Consider the following 16,238-nt stretch of genomic DNA (forward strand, 5'->3'; position numbering starts at 1 on the left):
CCGCATATTGGGTGCCATGTCGTTCAAGCCCTTCGTTCCCTTCCGTGTCCTGTCGGCGTACACCATGCTGGAAGGCGCCATCGATCCCAAGGCGATGGCGAAGCTGGCGAAGGAGCGGGGCTTTCCGGCGATGGCGATTGCCGACCGCAATGGCCTTTATGGCGCGGTCATGTTCGCCAATGCCTGCAAGGCCGAGGGGATCCAGCCCATCATCGGTACGCTGCTGGGCGTCGCTCGCGATCAGGACGGCAAGCAGGTCGATTACCTCCCGCTCTATGCGCAGGACGAAGCGGGTTACGACAACCTTTGCCATCTGGTCAGTCGCGCGCATCTCGACCGCCCGCTCGAATTCGAGCCGCATGTCCGGATTGAGGATTGCGAAGGCCGCACCAATGGCCTGATTGCATTCACCGGTGCGAGCGAGGGGGCTGTGACCAAGCTGCTTGCCGAAGGGCAGCAGACGCATGCAGAAGCGCTGCTGGACCGGCTGCAGGCGTTGTTCCCGAAGCGGCTCTATATCGAGCTTGCGCGGCGCGGGAACGACGTCGAAGAGCGCGCAGAAGCTGCGCTGGTCGATCTCGCCTATGCCCGCGATCTGCCGCTGGTAGCTACCAATCCCGCAAACTTTGCCGAGCCGCATATGCACAAGGCGCATGATGCGATGTTGTGTATCGCCGGATCGACCCATGTCGATGCCGAGCAGCGCACCCGTTCGAACCCCGAAAGCTTTGTGAAAACCTCCCACATGATGGACGAGGCTTTCGACGACCTTCCCGAAGCGGTGCAAAACACGCTCGTGGTGGCGCAACGCTGTGCCTATGCTCCGCCCTATCGCAAGCCCATCCTGCCCAGCCTTGCCGGCGATCTTGAAGGCGAGGCACGGATGCTGGAAGAGGATGCCCGAAAGGGGCTCGAAGCCCGCCTCGAACCTTATGGTGCGCTGAGCGACGACGAGCGCAAGGTCTATACCGACCGGCTGAAGTTCGAAGTCGACATTATCAACCAGATGGGTTTTCCCGGCTACTTCCTGATCGTTGCGGACTTTATCAAGTGGGCCAAGGATCACGATATCCCGGTCGGACCGGGACGTGGTTCGGGCGCAGGCAGCCTCGTCGCCTGGGCGCTCACGATCACCGATCTCGATCCGATCAAGCTTGGCCTGCTGTTCGAACGCTTCCTCAACCCGGAGCGCGTATCGATGCCGGACTTCGATATCGACTTCTGTGAAACGCGGCGCGGCGAAGTGATCCGATATGTCCAGCGCAAATACGGCCACGATCACGTCGCGCAGATCATCACCTTCGGCAAGCTCAAGGCACGCGCGGTGCTGCGCGACACGGGCCGTATCCTGCAGATGAGCTATGGCCAAGTCGATCGCCTGTGCAAGATGGTGCCGAACCACCCGACCGATCCCTGGACCTTACCTCGGGCGCTCAACGGTGCGGCGGACTTCCGGCGCGAGTACGAAAACGACAACGAGGTGAAGCGCCTCGTCGACCTGGCGATGCAACTGGAAGGTTTCCCGCGGAATTCCTCGACCCACGCGGCAGGCGTGGTGATCGGCGACCGTCCGCTTGCCAAGCTGGTCCCGCTGTATCGCGATCCGCGTTCAGACATGCCGGTCACGCAATACGACATGAAGAATGTCGAAAGCTCGGGGTTGGTCAAGTTCGACTTTCTCGGCCTCAAGACGCTATCGGTACTCAAGAAGGCGGTCGACCTTCTCAAGCGGCGCGAGATCGATATCGACCTTTCGGCGCTCCTGCTCGACGACGCCAAGGTCTACGAGCTGATGAAGGCTGGCAACACGGTGGGCGTGTTCCAGCTGGAATCGGAAGGCATGCGCCGTACGCTCACTGCGGTGAAGCCGACCAATTTCGGTGACATCATTGCGCTCGTCTCGCTCTACCGTCCCGGCCCGATGGACAACATCCCGCTGTTCGGTAAGCGCAAGGCGGGCGAGGTGCCGATCGAGTATCCGCACGCCAAGCTCGAGGGCATTCTCGCCGAGACCTACGGCATCTTCGTCTATCAGGAACAGGTGATGCAGGCCGCGCAGATTCTCGCCGGATACTCGCTTGGCGACGCCGATTTGCTGCGCCGCGCGATGGGCAAGAAGGTGCAGGCTGAAATGGATGCGCAGCGCCAGCGCTTCGTCGACGGATGCAAGGAAGTCTCCGGCATCGAGAAGAACGAGGCCAACGCCCTGTTCGACTTGATCGACAAGTTCGCCGGCTACGGTTTCAACAAGTCGCACGCTGCCGCCTATGCGCTGCTCGCCTATCAGACTGCCTGGCTCAAAGCTCACTATCCGGAGGAATTCTACGCCGCCTCGATGTGCTTCGACATGCACCAATCGGAGAAGCTGGCGATCTTCGTCGACGATGCGCGGCGTAGCGGGATCAAGGTTCTGCCGCCTTCGCTCAACCATTCCGAAGCCGAGTATGCGGTCGAACAGACCGACGAAGGTTACGCCGTGCGCTACGCACTGGCGGGAATCCGCAATGTCGGCGAACGTGCGATGGAAGCGATCGTCGAACAGCGCGAGAGCGCAGGCCTGTTCGAAAGCCTGAAGGATCTGTTCGAGCGCCTGCCCAGGGGCTCGATGAACTCGCGACAGTTGGAGGCACTGATCAGCGCGGGTGCTCTGGACGAATTCGAACCGAACCGCGCCAAGCTGATGGCCAATGCCGACATGCTGCTGGCCGTGGCCGACGCGGCCGAGCGCGAACGCTCGAGCGGACAGGCCGGGCTGTTCGGTGGCGAGGGAGCGGAAGTAGAGGATACGCTTCGACTTAAAGAGGCGGAGGACTGGTCGCTGAGCGAGACCCGCAACCGCGAGAAGGAGAATATGGGTTTCTCTTTCAAAGAGCATGCTACTGCGGCCTATCGTGAGATTGCCAGCGCCCAAGGCGCCCGCTCGCACGCATCGCTGATGGCCGGAGGTGTGCCGGGTGGCGGCCGTATGGGCGCGGTCATGGCGGTGCAGGTCGAAGGTGCCAGCAAGGGCACTACCAAACGCGGCAAGCCCTTCATCCGTGCCGATTTCTCCGACAGCTCGGGCCAGTTCAGCGCGGCCTGTTTCGAAGAAGGGCTGGTCGAGAAATTCCTCGAATGGGCCGACAACCAGACCTGCATCAAGCTCGATGTCGAACTCGACAGCCCGAGCCCGGACGAGCCGCCGCGGATCACCGTCCGGCATGCTACACCGCTCGATGCCGTGAAGGGAAGCATGGCGATGCTGCTTACGCTCGAGGTCGACAGTGTGGATGCATTGACGCAGCTTGCGCTTGAATTGGGCGAGGATGGCGCAGGCGGCGATGAAGTGCAGGCCACGCTGCTCACCGGCGATCCGACTCCGCCCGTCATGCGACTGGGCCGAACATTTTCTATCGACGGCGAACTCGCCGAACGCTTGGCAAGCGTGCCCGGTCTTGCCAAAGTGCAGCTTACCGCGCGACGGGGGAAGGCAAATCTGCGCCTCGTCGCCTGATAAAGGCGAGAGGAGAGAGTATGTCGCTTGGCGCGATGCAGGACTGGAGCATGCGGATTGCGCATGTGATCGATCACGCTGCCCGTGAAGCCCCGACCCGCGAAATCGTAACCCATTGGGCGGACGGCAGCGAAACGCGCACCGATTGGGCAGGCATCCATCGCGATGCGAGGAAGATGAGCCAGGCCTTGCTCGCGCTGGGTCTGGCGAAGGGCGACAAGGTTGCCAGCCTGGCGATGAACCATTCGCGTCATCTGGTCAGCTGGTTCGGCGTCGCGGGGATGGGCGGCGTGCTGCACACCTGCAATCCGCGCCTGTTCGAAGACCAGCTCGAATACATTGTCAATCATGCCGAGGACAAGGTCATGCTCTACGATGCGGCCTTTCAGCCGATCGTCGACAAGATGCGTGGCAAGTGGCCGACGGTGGAACACTATATCTGCTTCGACAGTGGCGAGCACACGACCAGCTTCGAAGACTGGATCGGCGCGCAGGATGGCGACTATCGCTGGGCGGAGGTCGACGAGCGCGACCCGTGCATGATCTGCTACACCAGCGGCACTACGGGCAATCCCAAGGGTGTGCAGTACGAACACCGTTCGACCTTGCTGCACGCGATGTCCGGGCTGCAGACCAGCGCGTTCAATTTCAGCGGATCGTCCGTGATGCTGCCGGTGGTGCCGATGTTCCATGCCGCGAGCTGGGGCCTGCCCTATTCGGGTGCGATGGCGGGCATCAAGTTCGTATTCTCCGCCGTGAACGATCCGGCGGTGTTATGCGATCTGATGGAGCGCGAAGGCGTGACCGACAGTGCCGGCGTGCCGACCGTGTGGCTGGCAACCTTCCAGTATTGCGATGCCGAGGGCAAGGATCTGCCCAAGCTGAAGGCGGCCACCATCGGCGGTTCGGCCGCGCCCCGCTTCATGATCGAGCGGCTGATGAAGAACGGCACCCGCGTCCAGCATGCGTGGGGCATGACCGAGACGTCGCCCATCGGCACGGTCGGCGGGCCGACGGTGGACTGGGACGAGCTGACCTTCGAGCAGAAGGTCGAGAAGACGATGAAGCAGGGCCGCCCGATCTTCGGCGTCGAACTGCGCACGGTCGATCTCGACGATCCCGCCAAGGTCCTGCCGCGCGACGGCGAGACCAGCGGCGCGTTGCAGATCCGCGGACCCTGGATTATCAAGCGCTACTTCAAGGCCGAGCACGATTCGACCGATGCGGATGGCTGGTTCGATACCGGCGATGTGGCGATCCTGCATCCCGACGGCACGATGCAGATTACCGACCGCACCAAGGATGTGATCAAGTCCGGCGGCGAATGGATCAGCTCGGTCGAGCTGGAGAATGCCGCCGTCGGCCATCCCGCGGTGGCCGAGGCGGCGGCCATCGGCATGCCGCATCCGAAATGGGACGAGCGACCGGTGCTGTTCGTGGTCAGGAAATCGGGCGCGGAATGCTGCGCGGAAGAGATCATCGAATTTCTTGCCGACAAGGTCGCCAAATGGTGGCTGCCCGATGCGGTCGAGTTCGTCGATGACATTCCCCACACTGCCACCGGCAAGATCAGCAAGAAGGACCTGCGCGAGCGGTTCACGGATTACACGCTGGAGGGTTGATTGCTCCACCTCGTCATGGCGAGGAGAGGGGCGACGAAGCAATCCATGGTGCCGGGCTGCTGCTCTTGCCTCCATGGATTGCCGCGCAGTCTTCGGCTGCTCGCAATGACGGAGTAGAACATGGATAGCTATATCGACCCGAGCCCCGCCAATTTCGCCGCCTTCAAGGACCTGCCGCGCGACGAGCCGATCCACATGCTCAACCTGCTGCTTTATCGCGACGAGGCTGCGTATCCCCAAGGGCATGAACATGCCGACAAGGGCTGGAGCGGTCGGCGCGCCTACGAGGAGTATGGCAAGACCAGCGGCCCGATCTTCCGCCGCGTGGGCGGCAGTATCGTCTGGCGCGGCGCGTTCCAGACCATGGTCACCGGGCCGGACGACAAACGCTGGCATGACGGCTTCGTGGCGCAATATCCCAATTCGGGCGCCTTTTTCGAGATGATCAAGGATCCGGATTATCAAAGAGCGGTGGTCAACCGAACGGCGGCGCTGGTCGACAGCAGGCTGATGCGGTTTAAGTCGGGCGTGGCGGGCGAGGGGTTCTAACCTCCCCGGTAAGGGGAGGGGGACCACGAAGTGGTGGAGGGGCAAGTTTGTCGGCTCCGAAAATCTGCCATTCGCCCGTCGCAAATTTCAAGTAACCGCACGATCACCACCTCGACATCTTCGAGTACCAGCTTTGCCGGAATGCGTGTCGTCGCGACACCCTGCGAACGCAGAAACTCCGATTTCGCGCGATCGCGGCTGATCCTTTCCGCGCTGTCGTGCGCCCAGCCATCGATCTCGATCGCAAGCCTGATTGCCGCGCAATAGAAATCGAGAACATAGACGCCTGCCGGATGCTGGCGGCGGAACTTGAAGCCGCCGGGCCGCTCGCGAAGATGCCGCCAGAGCAACCGTTCGGGCACTGACATTTCGCTGCGCAGCTTTCGAGCGCGCTTGATGGTATCGCGTGGCCCTGTGATCATTTCCTGTGCCCCTCCACCGGCTTCGCCGGTCCCCCTCCCCGTTCCGGGGAGGCGTTCATAGCAACCGCAATTGTCCACCCACTGCTGGCGGCCTGAACTGTGTGCAATCCAGCTCGAATTTCCCCTTGCCGACGCCCGCGCGCTTGCAGGCCACGCGGAACCTGGCGCGGAAGAGGTCGGCCCAGACGCCGCTGGGCTTCATGCGGCTGAAGAAGTTCGGATCGTTGTCCTTCCCGCTCCGGATCGACTGCACGATACCCATCACCTTGTCGCCGCGTTCGGGATAGTGGACCGAGAGCCATTCGCGGAACAGCGGCGCGACCTCGTGCGGGAGGCGCAGCGGGATCCAGCCCGCGCTGCGGATGCCCAGTTCGCCGGCGCGTGCGACAATGTCTTCCATGAACTCGTCGGTGATCGCCGGGATGATCGGCGCGATCGAGCAATGCACTGGCACCCCCGCTTTCACCAGTTTTCCCAGTGCTGCCATACGCTTGGCGGGTGAAGCTGCGCGCGGCTCTAGCTTTCCCGACAGTTTCGGGTCGAGCGTCGTCACCGAAATCGCCACCGCCACCAGCCGCATTTCGGCCATCTCCGCGAGCAGGTCGAGATCGGCCAGCACACGATCCGACTTGGTGGTGATCGTCACCGGATGCCGCGCATCGAGGCACACTTCGAGCACGTTGCGGGTGATGCGATAGCGGCTTTCGATCGGTTGGTAGGGATCGGTATTGGTCCCCATGGCGATCGGCCGCGGACTGTATTTCGGCTTGGCCAAGGTCGCGCGCAGCAGTTCGGCGGCATTGGGCTTGGCGAACAGCTTCGTTTCGAAATCGAGACCCGGCGACAGATCGTGATAGGTATGGGTGGGCCGCGCAAAGCAGTAGACGCAGCCATGCTCGCACCCGCGATAGGCGTTGATCGAACGATCGAAGGGAATATCGGGCGACTGGTTGAAGCTGACGATGGTCTTGGGATGCTCCTCGGTCACGGTGGTGCGCAGCTTGACCGGCGGGCCGTCCAGCTTTTCCATATGGTCGCGCCAGTCCCCATCCGCCTCGCGCGTGGCAAGGCCGAAGCGAGTCGGCACTTCGGCGCCCTGGGCGCCGCGGCCGGGAATCGCAGGTTCGAGACGACGGTCCATGTATGAGAACATATATGGAACATAGGCGATGCGCCAGTGGGTTTCGCGCAGAGACGCAGAGAGCGCAGAGGAGTTCTGCTTGCGGCAGGGCCGTGCCATTCTGGGCACGGATGCGAGAAACCGGGTTTGATAAAGCCACCTTCGGCGGAGCACTATCCTTTGTATCTCTGCGCTCTCTGCGTCTCTGCGCGAAACAGGGAGGCCGAGGAGCCGGACTATCTGCCGGTCGTATTACGCGGGGCGCCGAAGGGAGAACGAGGTGTCATGGCGTAGCCGGGCGGCGGCCCGGCGAGCGTGCGGGCGAGGGCGGAGGTTGACACAGTTGATACGGTCCCGAGGAACGAAAACTCCCGTTCGGCGGAAGGCTCGGCTGCCGGTTGCGGGCAGGCCAGAGCGATTGCCGCAGCGATCGCCGCGGGATCGGGACGGGCATCTTCGGAACGGCACGGAAGACCGGGCGCGGTGGGCGATCCGGGCCAGCCGCATAGCGCATCGATGGAATCGAAGGTGTTCGCCAGGCGAAGGTCCCATTCCTGCTCCGCGCTTGCCCGCGCCCGTTCGGCTATCTCGTCGCATTCTTCTTCGAGCGCGCCGAAATATTCGACGTCCACCTCATCCAATGGCGAGTCGTCATCGTCCTCCCGGTCGTCGATCTCTTGCGAGCCGTAGAACGCGTCGAGCTCGGCCTCGCGGTAGTTTTCCCGCGCTGCTTCGGCTGCCTCGACGATGGCATCCTTGCGTTCGGGCGGCAGGTCTTCCGCTCCGCCGGCGACGCTGGCGAGCAATTCGTCGAACCGGCTTGCATCGGCGCCGGCCCCTTCCTCGTCCGCCAGCGCGTCGAGGCGCGCGAGATGCGCCAGCAGCAGGCGGGCATCGTAGCGGCGGCGCGTGCCGACCAGTTCGCCGCGATAGTAGATCTGTTCCTCCACGCCTTCGATGGCGCGTTCGGCCAGGGCCTGCACGCCGTTCTCGCGGGCGAGTATCAATGCGGCCGCCCAGCCGCGAGCGAAGAACGTGTCGCGGCGGCGCAGACGATAGGCGGCTTCGGCGGACAGGTTCACCGCGCGGCATGCGGCGCGGGCATTGCCATGTGCTGCCAGCCGGTCGAGGAAACGCGCCTTGAGTTCGGGCGTCCAGCCGCGCGCCGGGACATGGGCGAGGGGTTCGATAGTGTCGGGCATGATCCGCATCTCCTGAGGAATGGAAGCGAATCAGGTCCGTTATGCAGGAACGGGCGAGTAGGAAAATGGAATCGGCGGTTGATTTGGCTCACACGAAGACGCGAAGACGGCGTGGCTAAGGTAAAGCCGCTCGTAATTTGCCAGGTCGCGGCACATCCGGCCGTGGGAGCTCCAAAGCGACACTGCGTGCCGCGGGACATCTTCGTGTCTTCGTGTGAAATGCCAACATTTCATCACCGTAAGTGCCGATAATCTACGGGCGCCACTCGGGTTCGGGCTCGATCACCGCTCCCGCAGGCGGGGCATCAGTTCGACGAAATTGCAGGGCCGGTGGCGGCTGTCGAGCTGGTGGGCGAGGATCCGGTCCCACCCATCCTTCACCGCGCCGTTCGATCCGGGCAGGGCGAAGATATACGTTCCGCGGGCGAGCACCGCGCAGGCGCGGCTCTGGATGGTGCTGGTGCCGATGGTTTCGTAACTGATCCAGCGGAAGAGTTCGCCGAAGCCGGGAATATCCTTGCTCTTCACCCGGTCCAGCGCCTCGGGCGTCACGTCGCGGCCGGTCAGGCCGGTGCCGCCGGTGGTGACGATGCAGTCGATCCGCTCGTCGTCGATCCAGCGGTGCAGGTGCGCGGCGAGTTCATTGACATCGTCGCGGCTGATCTCGCGGTCGGCGAGTTCGTGGCCTGCCGCCGCGATACGCTCCGCCAGAATATCGCCCGAACTGTCGTCTGCCAGCGTGCGCGTGTCCGACACCGTCAGCAGAGCGATGCGGACGGGTTTGAAGGGCAGGCTCTCGTCGATTGCCATGAGCGCTCCTTACCTGGCGCGGGGAAACATCGGCCAGTCGTTCTCGGCCAGGTCGGTCCGGCTCGGCGCATCGGCATCGGCCTGGCGCAGATACATCCAGTAATTGCGCATCACGATGGCGACATAGCCGCGTGTCTCCCAATAGGGGATGCTTTCCATGTAGAGCAGCGGATCGCTTTGGTCGCGAATCTCGTACTCCCAGCGCGAAACGGGGCTGGGCCCGGCATTATAGGCGGCCATGATCTTGGGCAGCTTGCCCTGCGTGAAGCCGGAGGCGTTGAGCGATTCGAGCGTCCGCTGACCGAAGGCGAGATTGATCGCCGGATCCTTGAGGTCGGAGGACGTGCTCATATCGATCGAGGCGGCATATTCGCGCTGGGTGATCGGCATGATCTGCATCAGCCCGATGGCACCTGCCGGACTGACCACGCTTTCACGGAAGTTGGATTCCTGCAGCGCATGGGCGAAGGCGAGCGCCGGATCGACGCGCCAGCCGCCCACGGGCGTGCGGAAGGTGACGGGATAGCGCAGGCTGGGATGCGCGCCTTCGCCGCGCGGGGCGTTATAGGCCATGAAGGTCTGCGCACTGGTCAGGCCCAGCGCGCGGGCGAGCCGCGACAATGCGCCGTAATCGCCCGGATCGCCGGTGCGGACGAGCCAGACGAGATCGTCCGCCGCTGCGTCGCGCCGCCCCACCTCCGCCAGCATGACAGCCTGCCGCACCGCCGCTTCGTCCTGCAGGCGCTGCCAGTCGGCCTCGGTCAGATCGGGCAAAGCGTGGATGCGGGGCAGGTCGCGGCCTATCTGCTCATGCGCGAGCATGCCGTAAAGCGTTTCGGGGAAGCGTGCCGCGCCGCGCAATTGCTCCGCCGCCTTTTCGGGATAGCGACACCTTACGAAGGCGCGGCTGGCCCAGTAGTGACCGGCCGCCGTCAGTTCGGGATTGATAGAGCCGCCCGCGCTGCGCTGGAAGGCCTCGGCGGCCTTGTCGCAATCGCCCAGCCGCCATGCGGACAGGCCTGCGACCCAGTCGCCCTCCGCCACCCAGGCCCCGCTGCCGCCATCGCGCGCGGTATCGGCCATCGCCCAGGCCTGCGCGTCCTGATTCTCGATGTAATAGCTGAAGGCCACGCGATAGCGCCATTCGGCGCGCGCTTCGCGGGATAACGTCGCATCGACCCCGTCGAGCAGCAGGCGCGCACCATCGGGATCGTCATTGACGATGCGTTCGAGGATCGCGGCCTTCACCGTTTCGGGCATGGTGCCGTCATTGACATCGCCCGGCCGGATCCGCTTGGTCGAACCGGGCTGGCGGACCAGTTCGCCCGCGGGACGCAGGTAAGGCGGGTTCTCCAGCCCGCGCGTCTGGCCGAGGCGGACGATGGCCTCCGCCTCGGGGAGGTTCGCATAGCGCGCCAGCCAGCTTTCGATTCGCGGCAGTTCGATCCGAGGGCTTTCGGGGTGGAGGTAATAGCTCGCCAGCGCGGCACCGTGCAGCGGGCCGTCCTCGCGGCTGGCCAGCATCACCTCGACCCGGTCCCAGTTCCGCCCGTCGATCGCTTCGAACAGCGAGCCGTAATAGGCGCGGTCGTCCTGCGAGAGCAGTTGCGGCAGGGCGACGGCGTGCGAGCGGGTGAAATAATCGACACTGTCGCTATTCGCGAAGGCCGTCGTGGCGGTGAGGGAGGTTGCTGCCAATGCGACAGCGGCAAGAATGCGAAGGGTCATCGGGTCCAGTCCAGCCAGCGATTCCAGAAAGTTTCCCGCCGCGCGGCCGAGCGGGCGAGATTGCGCAGATCGGGCGCGGCCAGCAGCGGGAACGGCTGGCCGGCGCAATCGATGGAGAGCGGTTCGCGCGCGTCTTCGGGCGATTTGCCGAACAGGGCGAGTTGCGCGCGCCCGAACAGGATCACCCGCTGCGGTGCGGCCAGCGCGATATGGGCGCTGGCGATCTCGCCCAGGCCGCCCGCGGCAAGCTGGCCCCAGTCGGGCATGGCCATGGGTGCGGGCAGGGCACTGGCGACATAGGTTTCGTGCCCGGCAATCCCCAAGGCGCGCAGCATGGCGTCGACGAACTTGCCCGCCCCGCCGGTCAACAGACCCTCGGCATCGTCATCGAAGGGCTGGGGCAGCAAAAGCATCAACTTCGCGCCCTTAACGCCGCGCGGCGGCACGCGCCGGTCGAGCGCGCCATCGGCCAGCGTCGGCTCCGTCATCCACCATTCGCGAAATTTTTCGAGCGTGTCGGGAAGCGCGCCGCGATCGACAGGCGTAGCGGGTACATCCCCCTGCTCCAGCGCGCGCTGCAGCGGCGTCTTGCGCTGGATCGGCGGCGGTGCGGGCGGGGGCGGGGCCGCTACGGCATCGTCGGCGACGGGTGCTGCCAGCCACCCGCTCGACTCGTCGTGGAAATCGGCGTCGACCCCGGCTTCGCGCCACCAATCGAGCGCCCCCTCGAGGCTTTCGAGCGCCGTAAAATCGCGCGTTTTCGGGGGAGCGGCCTGCATCATTCCTTGGGCGCAGGTCTTGACCTCTAAAGCGCCACCAATCAAGGCATTCCCAGCAGTTACACGACGAAAAGAGAGAGACATGAGCGAACGCGAATCCATGCCCTGCGATGTCGTCATTATCGGCGGCGGTCCCGCGGGCCTCGCCGCGGCGATCCGATTGAAGCAGGTGAACGCGGAACTCGAGGTCGTGGTGCTCGAAAAGGGCAGCGAAATCGGCGCGCATATCCTGTCGGGCGCGGTGGTCGATCCGCGGGCGCTGAACGAGCTGCTGCCCGAATGGCGCGATCAGGGCTGCCCGATGGCGGAGGTGCCCGTCACCGAGAACCATCACTGGGTGCTGTCGGCCAGCGGTAAGTCCGACCTGCCCGAATTCCTCCTGCCGCCCTTCATGAGCAATGAGGGCAATTATACCGGCTCGCTCGGCAATATGTGCCGCTGGCTGGCCGAACAGGCCGAGGCGTTGGGCGTGATGGTGTTCCCCGGCTTCCCCGCCGCCGAAGTTCTGCTTGACGACAAGGGCGCCGTCGCGGGTGTCGTCACGCAGGACATGGGCGTGGCCGAGGATGGCAGCCACAAGGCGGATTACCAGCCGGGCATGGAAATCCACGCAAAGTACACGCTCTTCGCCGAAGGTGCGCGCGGCAATCTGACCAAGCAGATGAAGGCCAAGTTCGACCTCGAGGCCGATTGCCAGCCGCAGGTCTATGGCCTCGGCGTCAAGGAATTGTGGGATATCGACCCCGCCAAGCATGAGCCGGGCCGCGTCATCCACACCCAAGGCTGGCCGCTAAGCGAAACCGGCACCTGGGGCGGGGGCTTCCTTTATCATCAGGCGAACGGCCAGATCGCGCTCGGCTTCGTGACCGCGCTCGATTACGCCAACCCTTATGTCTCGCCCTATCAGGAATTCCAGCGCTGGAAGCATCACCCTGAAATCGCCGCGATCCTCGAAGGCGGCAAGCGCGTGTCCTATGGCGGGCGCGTCATCAATGAAGGCGGCTGGCAGTCGGTGCCCAAGCTCGCCTTCCCGGGCGGCGCGCTGATCGGCTGTTCGGCCGGCTTCGTGAACGTGCCGCGCATCAAGGGCAGCCACACCGCGATGAAGAGCGGGATGCTGGCCGCCGAAAGCATCGCCGCTGCGATTGCCGCGGGCAACGAGCATACCGAGCTGATGGACTACAATGCCGCGGTACGCGCGAGCTGGATCGCGGACGAGCTGCAGAAGGTGAAGAACGCGCAACCCGCCGTCGCCAAATGGGGCGAGGATATCGGCACGGTACTTGCCGGGATCGATATGTGGATGCGCACGCTCAAGATCGGGCTGCCGATCACGATGAAGCATCACCGCGACCACGAAATGCTCGAGCGGGCGGATATCTTCCAGCCGGTCGCCTATCCCAAGCCCGACGGCGTGTTGAGCTTCGATCGCCTGACCAATGTCAGCTTCAGCTATACCAATCACGCCGAAGACCAGCCATGTCACTTGAAAGTCAAGGATTTGGAGCTGCAACGTGAGAGCGAGCTGGAAGTCTTCGCCGGCCCTTCGGCCCGCTATTGCCCGGCAGGCGTCTACGAATGGATTTTGGAAGACGGTGCGGAGCCCAAGTTCCAGATTAATTCGCAGAACTGCATTCACTGCAAGACCTGCGATATCAAGGACCCGAACCAGAACATCACCTGGGTTACGCCCGAAGGCGGCGGCGGCCCGAATTATCCGAATATGTGAGGATTGCTCTCTTATGGGCCGGTCTTCGGTTGCGGAAGCCGGGATATCCCGCAGTCTCGCGATATTGGCCCCCCATGACTCGCGAAACCGCTTACATCGGTGTCGATTTCGGGTTACGCGCCGGACCGATATGTCACTGATTCCTACGAAACTCGCCGCCGGTGCCCTGGCGCTGCCGCTAGCCGCCGGGGTGGCGGTCTATTTCGCCTTTCCCGGCCTGCTGGTCAAAGGCACGCAGTGGTTGGCGGCGCGCAAGGCCGGGCTTACCCGCAAGGTCTTGGGCGAAGGCGACGATGCTGTGCATTACTACGAAGGCGGATCGGGGCCGGTGTTAATGCTGCTGCACGGCATGGCGGACGAGAAGAACAGCTTTGCGCAGGCCGCGGCCGAGTTGACCGGCCGGTTCCGCGTGATCCTGCCCGATCTGAAGGGCCATGGCGAGAATGCGCGCGTGGCGGGCGCGGGCCATACGATCCGCGATCAGGTGGCGTTCCTCGCCCGTTTCGTCGACGGGCTCGCACTGGATCGCTTCACGCTCGGCGGCAATTCGATGGGCGGGCACACCGCCGCGGCGTACACGCTGGCGTATCCCGAGCGGATCGAGGCGCTGATCCTGGTCAATGCCGCGGGGTTCGAGATCAAGGGGCACATGGTCTATGGAGGCTTTGGCAGCCCGCTTCAGGGTCGCGCCGATCTGGCGCGGCTGATGCAGCGCGTCTTCCACACTCCGCCCAAGCTTCCGGGCCCGGTCGCCGACAAGATGATCGCCGACGTCAATCGCGACCTGCCCTTCACCGACGCCATGGCCCGGCAGATCCGCGAGGGTGCGGACCATCGGCTCAACGAGCGTTATCACGAGATCGCCGTGCCGACCCTGCTGGTATGGGGACGGTCGGACGAGGTGGTGCCGCTGGCGGCGGCGGCGGAGATGGAGCGGCTGATCGACGACGCGACGCTGGTGGTGGTCGAAGAGGCCGCGCATTCGCCGCAGCTCGAGAAGCCGGTTGAGATCGGGCGCGAAATCCGGGTCTTTCTGGAAGGCGCTGCCGGGGTGGCGGAGAAGCGTTGATCTCTCTCGCCCGCGCGATATGACGCGGCGATGATGCGCGAAACCGCCTATGCCAAGATCAACCTTGCGCTGCATGTCCGCAGGCGGCGGGAGGATGGGTATCATGAGCTTGAGACGCTGTTCGCCTTCGTCGATGCGGGCGATGTGCTGACGGCGACCAGTGGGGCTCGAGATTCCGTGAACGTCGTTGGCGGATTCGCGGGGGGCCTCGACAATCCCTTCGACAACCTTGTGGCCAAAGCGCTGGGCAAGTTGCCGCGAGCGGACGGGCTGGCGATCACGTTGGAGAAGAATCTTCCCGTTGCCGCAGGGTTGGGCGGCGGCTCGGCCGATGCCGGGGCAGTGTTCCGCATCGTGAAAGACCGCTACGGCCTGCCCGAAGACTGGCATGAACGCGCCACTGCTCTGGGCGCCGATGTTCCCGCCTGTGTCGAGAGCCGCACCTGCATCGGGCGCGGTACCGGGACCGAACTCGAACCCGCCGACGACAGCCTCGCGGGCACGCCCGTCCTGCTCGTCAATCCGCGCGTGCCGCTTTCGACCGGGCCGGTATTCAGGCATTGGGATGGAGAGGATCGTGGTGGGCTGCCCCAAGGCGATGCTCGTACGATAGCGCTCGAAGGGCGCAACGATCTCGAGGCGCCCGCCATCTCGCTTTGCCCGCAAATTGCGGGCGTCCTCGCCGTATTGCGCGGAACTTCGCCGTTTCTCGCCCGTATGTCGGGTTCGGGCGCGACGTGTTTCGCGCTGTTCGACAATGAAACAGCGCGGGACCAGGCGGCGGATCGCATCGCTGCTGACCACTCCGGCTGGTGGCAGATGCGAGGTAGACTGCGATGATCGACGGCCAGCCCTACCGCCAGGTGAATGCAGAGGACATTCGCCCCGGCGGCCTGCTGGTGGTGGCCGATCATGCGTCCAACCATGTTCCTGTGGGCATAGAGCTGGGCATCGACCATGCGCTGATGAACGATCATATTGCGATCGATATCGGGGTGGAGGGCGTGGCCGACCGGCTTGCGCGTCGCCACGATCTGCCCGCGCACATTGCGACCGTCAGCCGGCTCGTCTGCGATTTCCACCGCAAGGAAGACGAGCCCGCCGTGGTTCCGACGACGAGCGACGGGCATCTGATCCCCGGCAATATCGGTGCCGATGTCGAAATGCGGCTGGCGCTGTATCACCGACCTTATCACGAGGCGTTGGCCGCTCTGATCGCTCGTATCCAGCCGCGCATGCTGGTGGCGCTGCACAGTTTTACGCCGAGCCTGGCGACCAGCGACGAGGCGCGCCCCTGGGAAGTCGCGCTGCTCTACAACCAGGACGACCGGGCGGCGCAGCATGCGATCCGGCTGTTCGGCGAACAGGGCCTGACCGTTGGCGACAACCAGCCCTATTCGGGCAGGCAGCTCAACGCCACGATGGACCGCCATGCCGAAGCGAACGGCATTCCCTATTGCACGGTCGAGATTCGGCAGGACCAGATCGATACGCCCGCAGGACAGGCCCGCTGGGCGGTGATGCTGGCCGACGTGATGGGGCGCGTGGCGCTGGAGGTTTGAATCAAACGGTTTCGCACAGAGACGCGGAGGAAGTAGAGACGCAGAGATTCTAAAAATGCCGCGTAGCTGCGTGGATACTCACACGAAGACACGAAGATGGAGTGCTTGGTTGCCATCTTGTCCGACATCTTCGTGTCTTCGTGTGAAATAGAA

General features: G+C 64.1%; 13 protein-coding genes. 7 read left to right on the forward strand and 6 right to left on the reverse strand.

The annotated features are described in order from the left end of the window. Positions 1 to 16 precede the first annotated feature (16 nt). From dnaE to K3174_RS01170, 3 genes are all read left to right on the forward strand, one after another. A complete protein-coding gene (gene dnaE, locus K3174_RS01160; protein ID WP_221555389.1) occupies positions 17 to 3,493 on the forward strand; it encodes a DNA polymerase III subunit alpha in 3,477 nt (1,158 codons plus the stop codon). Between the two features lie 20 nt (positions 3,494 to 3,513). Beyond that, positions 3,514 to 5,115: a long-chain fatty acid--CoA ligase gene (locus K3174_RS01165; RefSeq protein WP_247711801.1), complete on the forward strand. Its 1,602-nt coding sequence runs from the start codon at positions 3,514 to 3,516 to the stop codon at positions 5,113 to 5,115. Positions 5,116 to 5,235: 120 nt separating this feature from the next. Next, a complete protein-coding gene (locus tag K3174_RS01170) occupies positions 5,236 to 5,664 on the forward strand; it encodes a DUF1330 domain-containing protein (RefSeq protein WP_221555001.1) in 429 nt (142 codons plus the stop codon). Here the strand turns inward: K3174_RS01170 and K3174_RS01175 are convergent. The 6 genes from K3174_RS01175 to K3174_RS01200 form a co-directional block, all read right to left on the reverse strand. After that, positions 5,661 to 6,086, reverse strand: a complete 426-nt coding sequence (locus K3174_RS01175; RefSeq protein WP_221555002.1) for an endonuclease domain-containing protein — start codon at positions 6,084 to 6,086, stop codon at positions 5,661 to 5,663. The two genes, K3174_RS01170 and K3174_RS01175, sit on opposite strands and share 4 nt — an antisense overlap. A gap of 55 nt (positions 6,087 to 6,141) precedes the next feature. Further along, positions 6,142 to 7,227: a PA0069 family radical SAM protein gene (locus tag K3174_RS01180; RefSeq protein ID WP_221555391.1), complete on the reverse strand. Its 1,086-nt coding sequence runs from the start codon at positions 7,225 to 7,227 to the stop codon at positions 6,142 to 6,144. 215 nt (positions 7,228 to 7,442) lie between these two features. Next, on the reverse strand, positions 7,443 to 8,408 hold the full coding sequence (locus tag K3174_RS01185; protein ID WP_221555003.1) for a hypothetical protein: 966 nt from the start codon (positions 8,406 to 8,408) through the stop codon (positions 7,443 to 7,445). Positions 8,409 to 8,690: 282 nt separating this feature from the next. Continuing rightward, positions 8,691 to 9,218, reverse strand: coding sequence for a molybdenum cofactor biosynthesis protein B (moaB, locus tag K3174_RS01190; protein ID WP_221555004.1), 528 nt, complete (start codon positions 9,216 to 9,218; stop codon positions 8,691 to 8,693). A gap of 9 nt (positions 9,219 to 9,227) precedes the next feature. Further along, positions 9,228 to 10,946: a lytic transglycosylase domain-containing protein gene (locus K3174_RS01195; RefSeq protein ID WP_221555005.1), complete on the reverse strand. Its 1,719-nt coding sequence runs from the start codon at positions 10,944 to 10,946 to the stop codon at positions 9,228 to 9,230. Beyond that, the gene (locus K3174_RS01200) at positions 10,943 to 11,728 is read right to left on the reverse strand and encodes a uracil-DNA glycosylase family protein (protein ID WP_221555006.1); all 786 of its coding nucleotides are present in this window, start codon (positions 11,726 to 11,728) and stop codon (positions 10,943 to 10,945) included. The genes K3174_RS01195 and K3174_RS01200 overlap by 4 nt, the downstream gene beginning before the upstream one ends. 79 nt (positions 11,729 to 11,807) lie before the next feature. On the opposite strand from K3174_RS01200, the gene K3174_RS01205 reads away from it, so the two are divergent. The 4 genes from K3174_RS01205 (at position 11,808) to K3174_RS01220 (ending at position 16,085) form a co-directional block, all read left to right on the forward strand. Further along, positions 11,808 to 13,454 (forward strand): electron transfer flavoprotein-ubiquinone oxidoreductase, encoded by a 1,647-nt coding sequence (locus tag K3174_RS01205; RefSeq protein WP_221555007.1) that lies wholly within the window; start codon positions 11,808 to 11,810, stop codon positions 13,452 to 13,454. A gap of 130 nt (positions 13,455 to 13,584) precedes the next feature. Then, positions 13,585 to 14,523, forward strand: coding sequence for an alpha/beta fold hydrolase (locus tag K3174_RS01210; RefSeq protein WP_221555008.1), 939 nt, complete (start codon positions 13,585 to 13,587; stop codon positions 14,521 to 14,523). Between the two features lie 30 nt (positions 14,524 to 14,553). Then, complete coding sequence (locus K3174_RS01215; RefSeq protein WP_486659981.1) at positions 14,554 to 15,363, forward strand: 4-(cytidine 5'-diphospho)-2-C-methyl-D-erythritol kinase; 810 nt, start codon at positions 14,554 to 14,556, stop codon at positions 15,361 to 15,363. Next, the gene (locus tag K3174_RS01220; protein WP_221555009.1) at positions 15,360 to 16,085 is read left to right on the forward strand and encodes an N-formylglutamate amidohydrolase; all 726 of its coding nucleotides are present in this window, start codon (positions 15,360 to 15,362) and stop codon (positions 16,083 to 16,085) included. Before K3174_RS01215 ends, K3174_RS01220 begins: the two co-directional genes overlap by 4 nt. Positions 16,086 to 16,238 lie beyond the last annotated feature (153 nt).

This window comes from Qipengyuania qiaonensis (genome assembly GCF_019711515.1).
GTDB classification, from domain to species: domain Bacteria; phylum Pseudomonadota; class Alphaproteobacteria; order Sphingomonadales; family Sphingomonadaceae; genus Qipengyuania; species Qipengyuania qiaonensis.

Excerpts from the sequence above, each read along its gene's own strand:
- dnaE (WP_221555389.1), top strand. The coding sequence starts at position 17 with ATGTCGTTCAAGCCCTTCGTTCCCTTCCGTGTCCTGTCGGCGTACACC.
- K3174_RS01165 (WP_247711801.1), top strand. The coding sequence starts at position 3,514 with ATGTCGCTTGGCGCGATGCAGGACTGGAGCATGCGGATTGCGCATGTG.
- K3174_RS01170 (WP_221555001.1), top strand. The coding sequence starts at position 5,236 with ATGGATAGCTATATCGACCCGAGCCCCGCCAATTTCGCCGCCTTCAAG.
- K3174_RS01175 (WP_221555002.1), bottom strand. The coding sequence starts at position 6,086 with ATGATCACAGGGCCACGCGATACCATCAAGCGCGCTCGAAAGCTGCGC.
- K3174_RS01180 (WP_221555391.1), bottom strand. The coding sequence starts at position 7,227 with ATGGACCGTCGTCTCGAACCTGCGATTCCCGGCCGCGGCGCCCAGGGC.
- K3174_RS01185 (WP_221555003.1), bottom strand. The coding sequence starts at position 8,408 with ATGCCCGACACTATCGAACCCCTCGCCCATGTCCCGGCGCGCGGCTGG.
- moaB (WP_221555004.1), bottom strand. The coding sequence starts at position 9,218 with ATGGCAATCGACGAGAGCCTGCCCTTCAAACCCGTCCGCATCGCTCTG.
- K3174_RS01195 (WP_221555005.1), bottom strand. The coding sequence starts at position 10,946 with ATGACCCTTCGCATTCTTGCCGCTGTCGCATTGGCAGCAACCTCCCTC.
- K3174_RS01200 (WP_221555006.1), bottom strand. The coding sequence starts at position 11,728 with ATGATGCAGGCCGCTCCCCCGAAAACGCGCGATTTTACGGCGCTCGAA.
- K3174_RS01205 (WP_221555007.1), top strand. The coding sequence starts at position 11,808 with ATGAGCGAACGCGAATCCATGCCCTGCGATGTCGTCATTATCGGCGGC.
- K3174_RS01210 (WP_221555008.1), top strand. The coding sequence starts at position 13,585 with ATGTCACTGATTCCTACGAAACTCGCCGCCGGTGCCCTGGCGCTGCCG.
- K3174_RS01215 (WP_486659981.1), top strand. The coding sequence starts at position 14,554 with ATGATGCGCGAAACCGCCTATGCCAAGATCAACCTTGCGCTGCATGTC.
- K3174_RS01220 (WP_221555009.1), top strand. The coding sequence starts at position 15,360 with ATGATCGACGGCCAGCCCTACCGCCAGGTGAATGCAGAGGACATTCGC.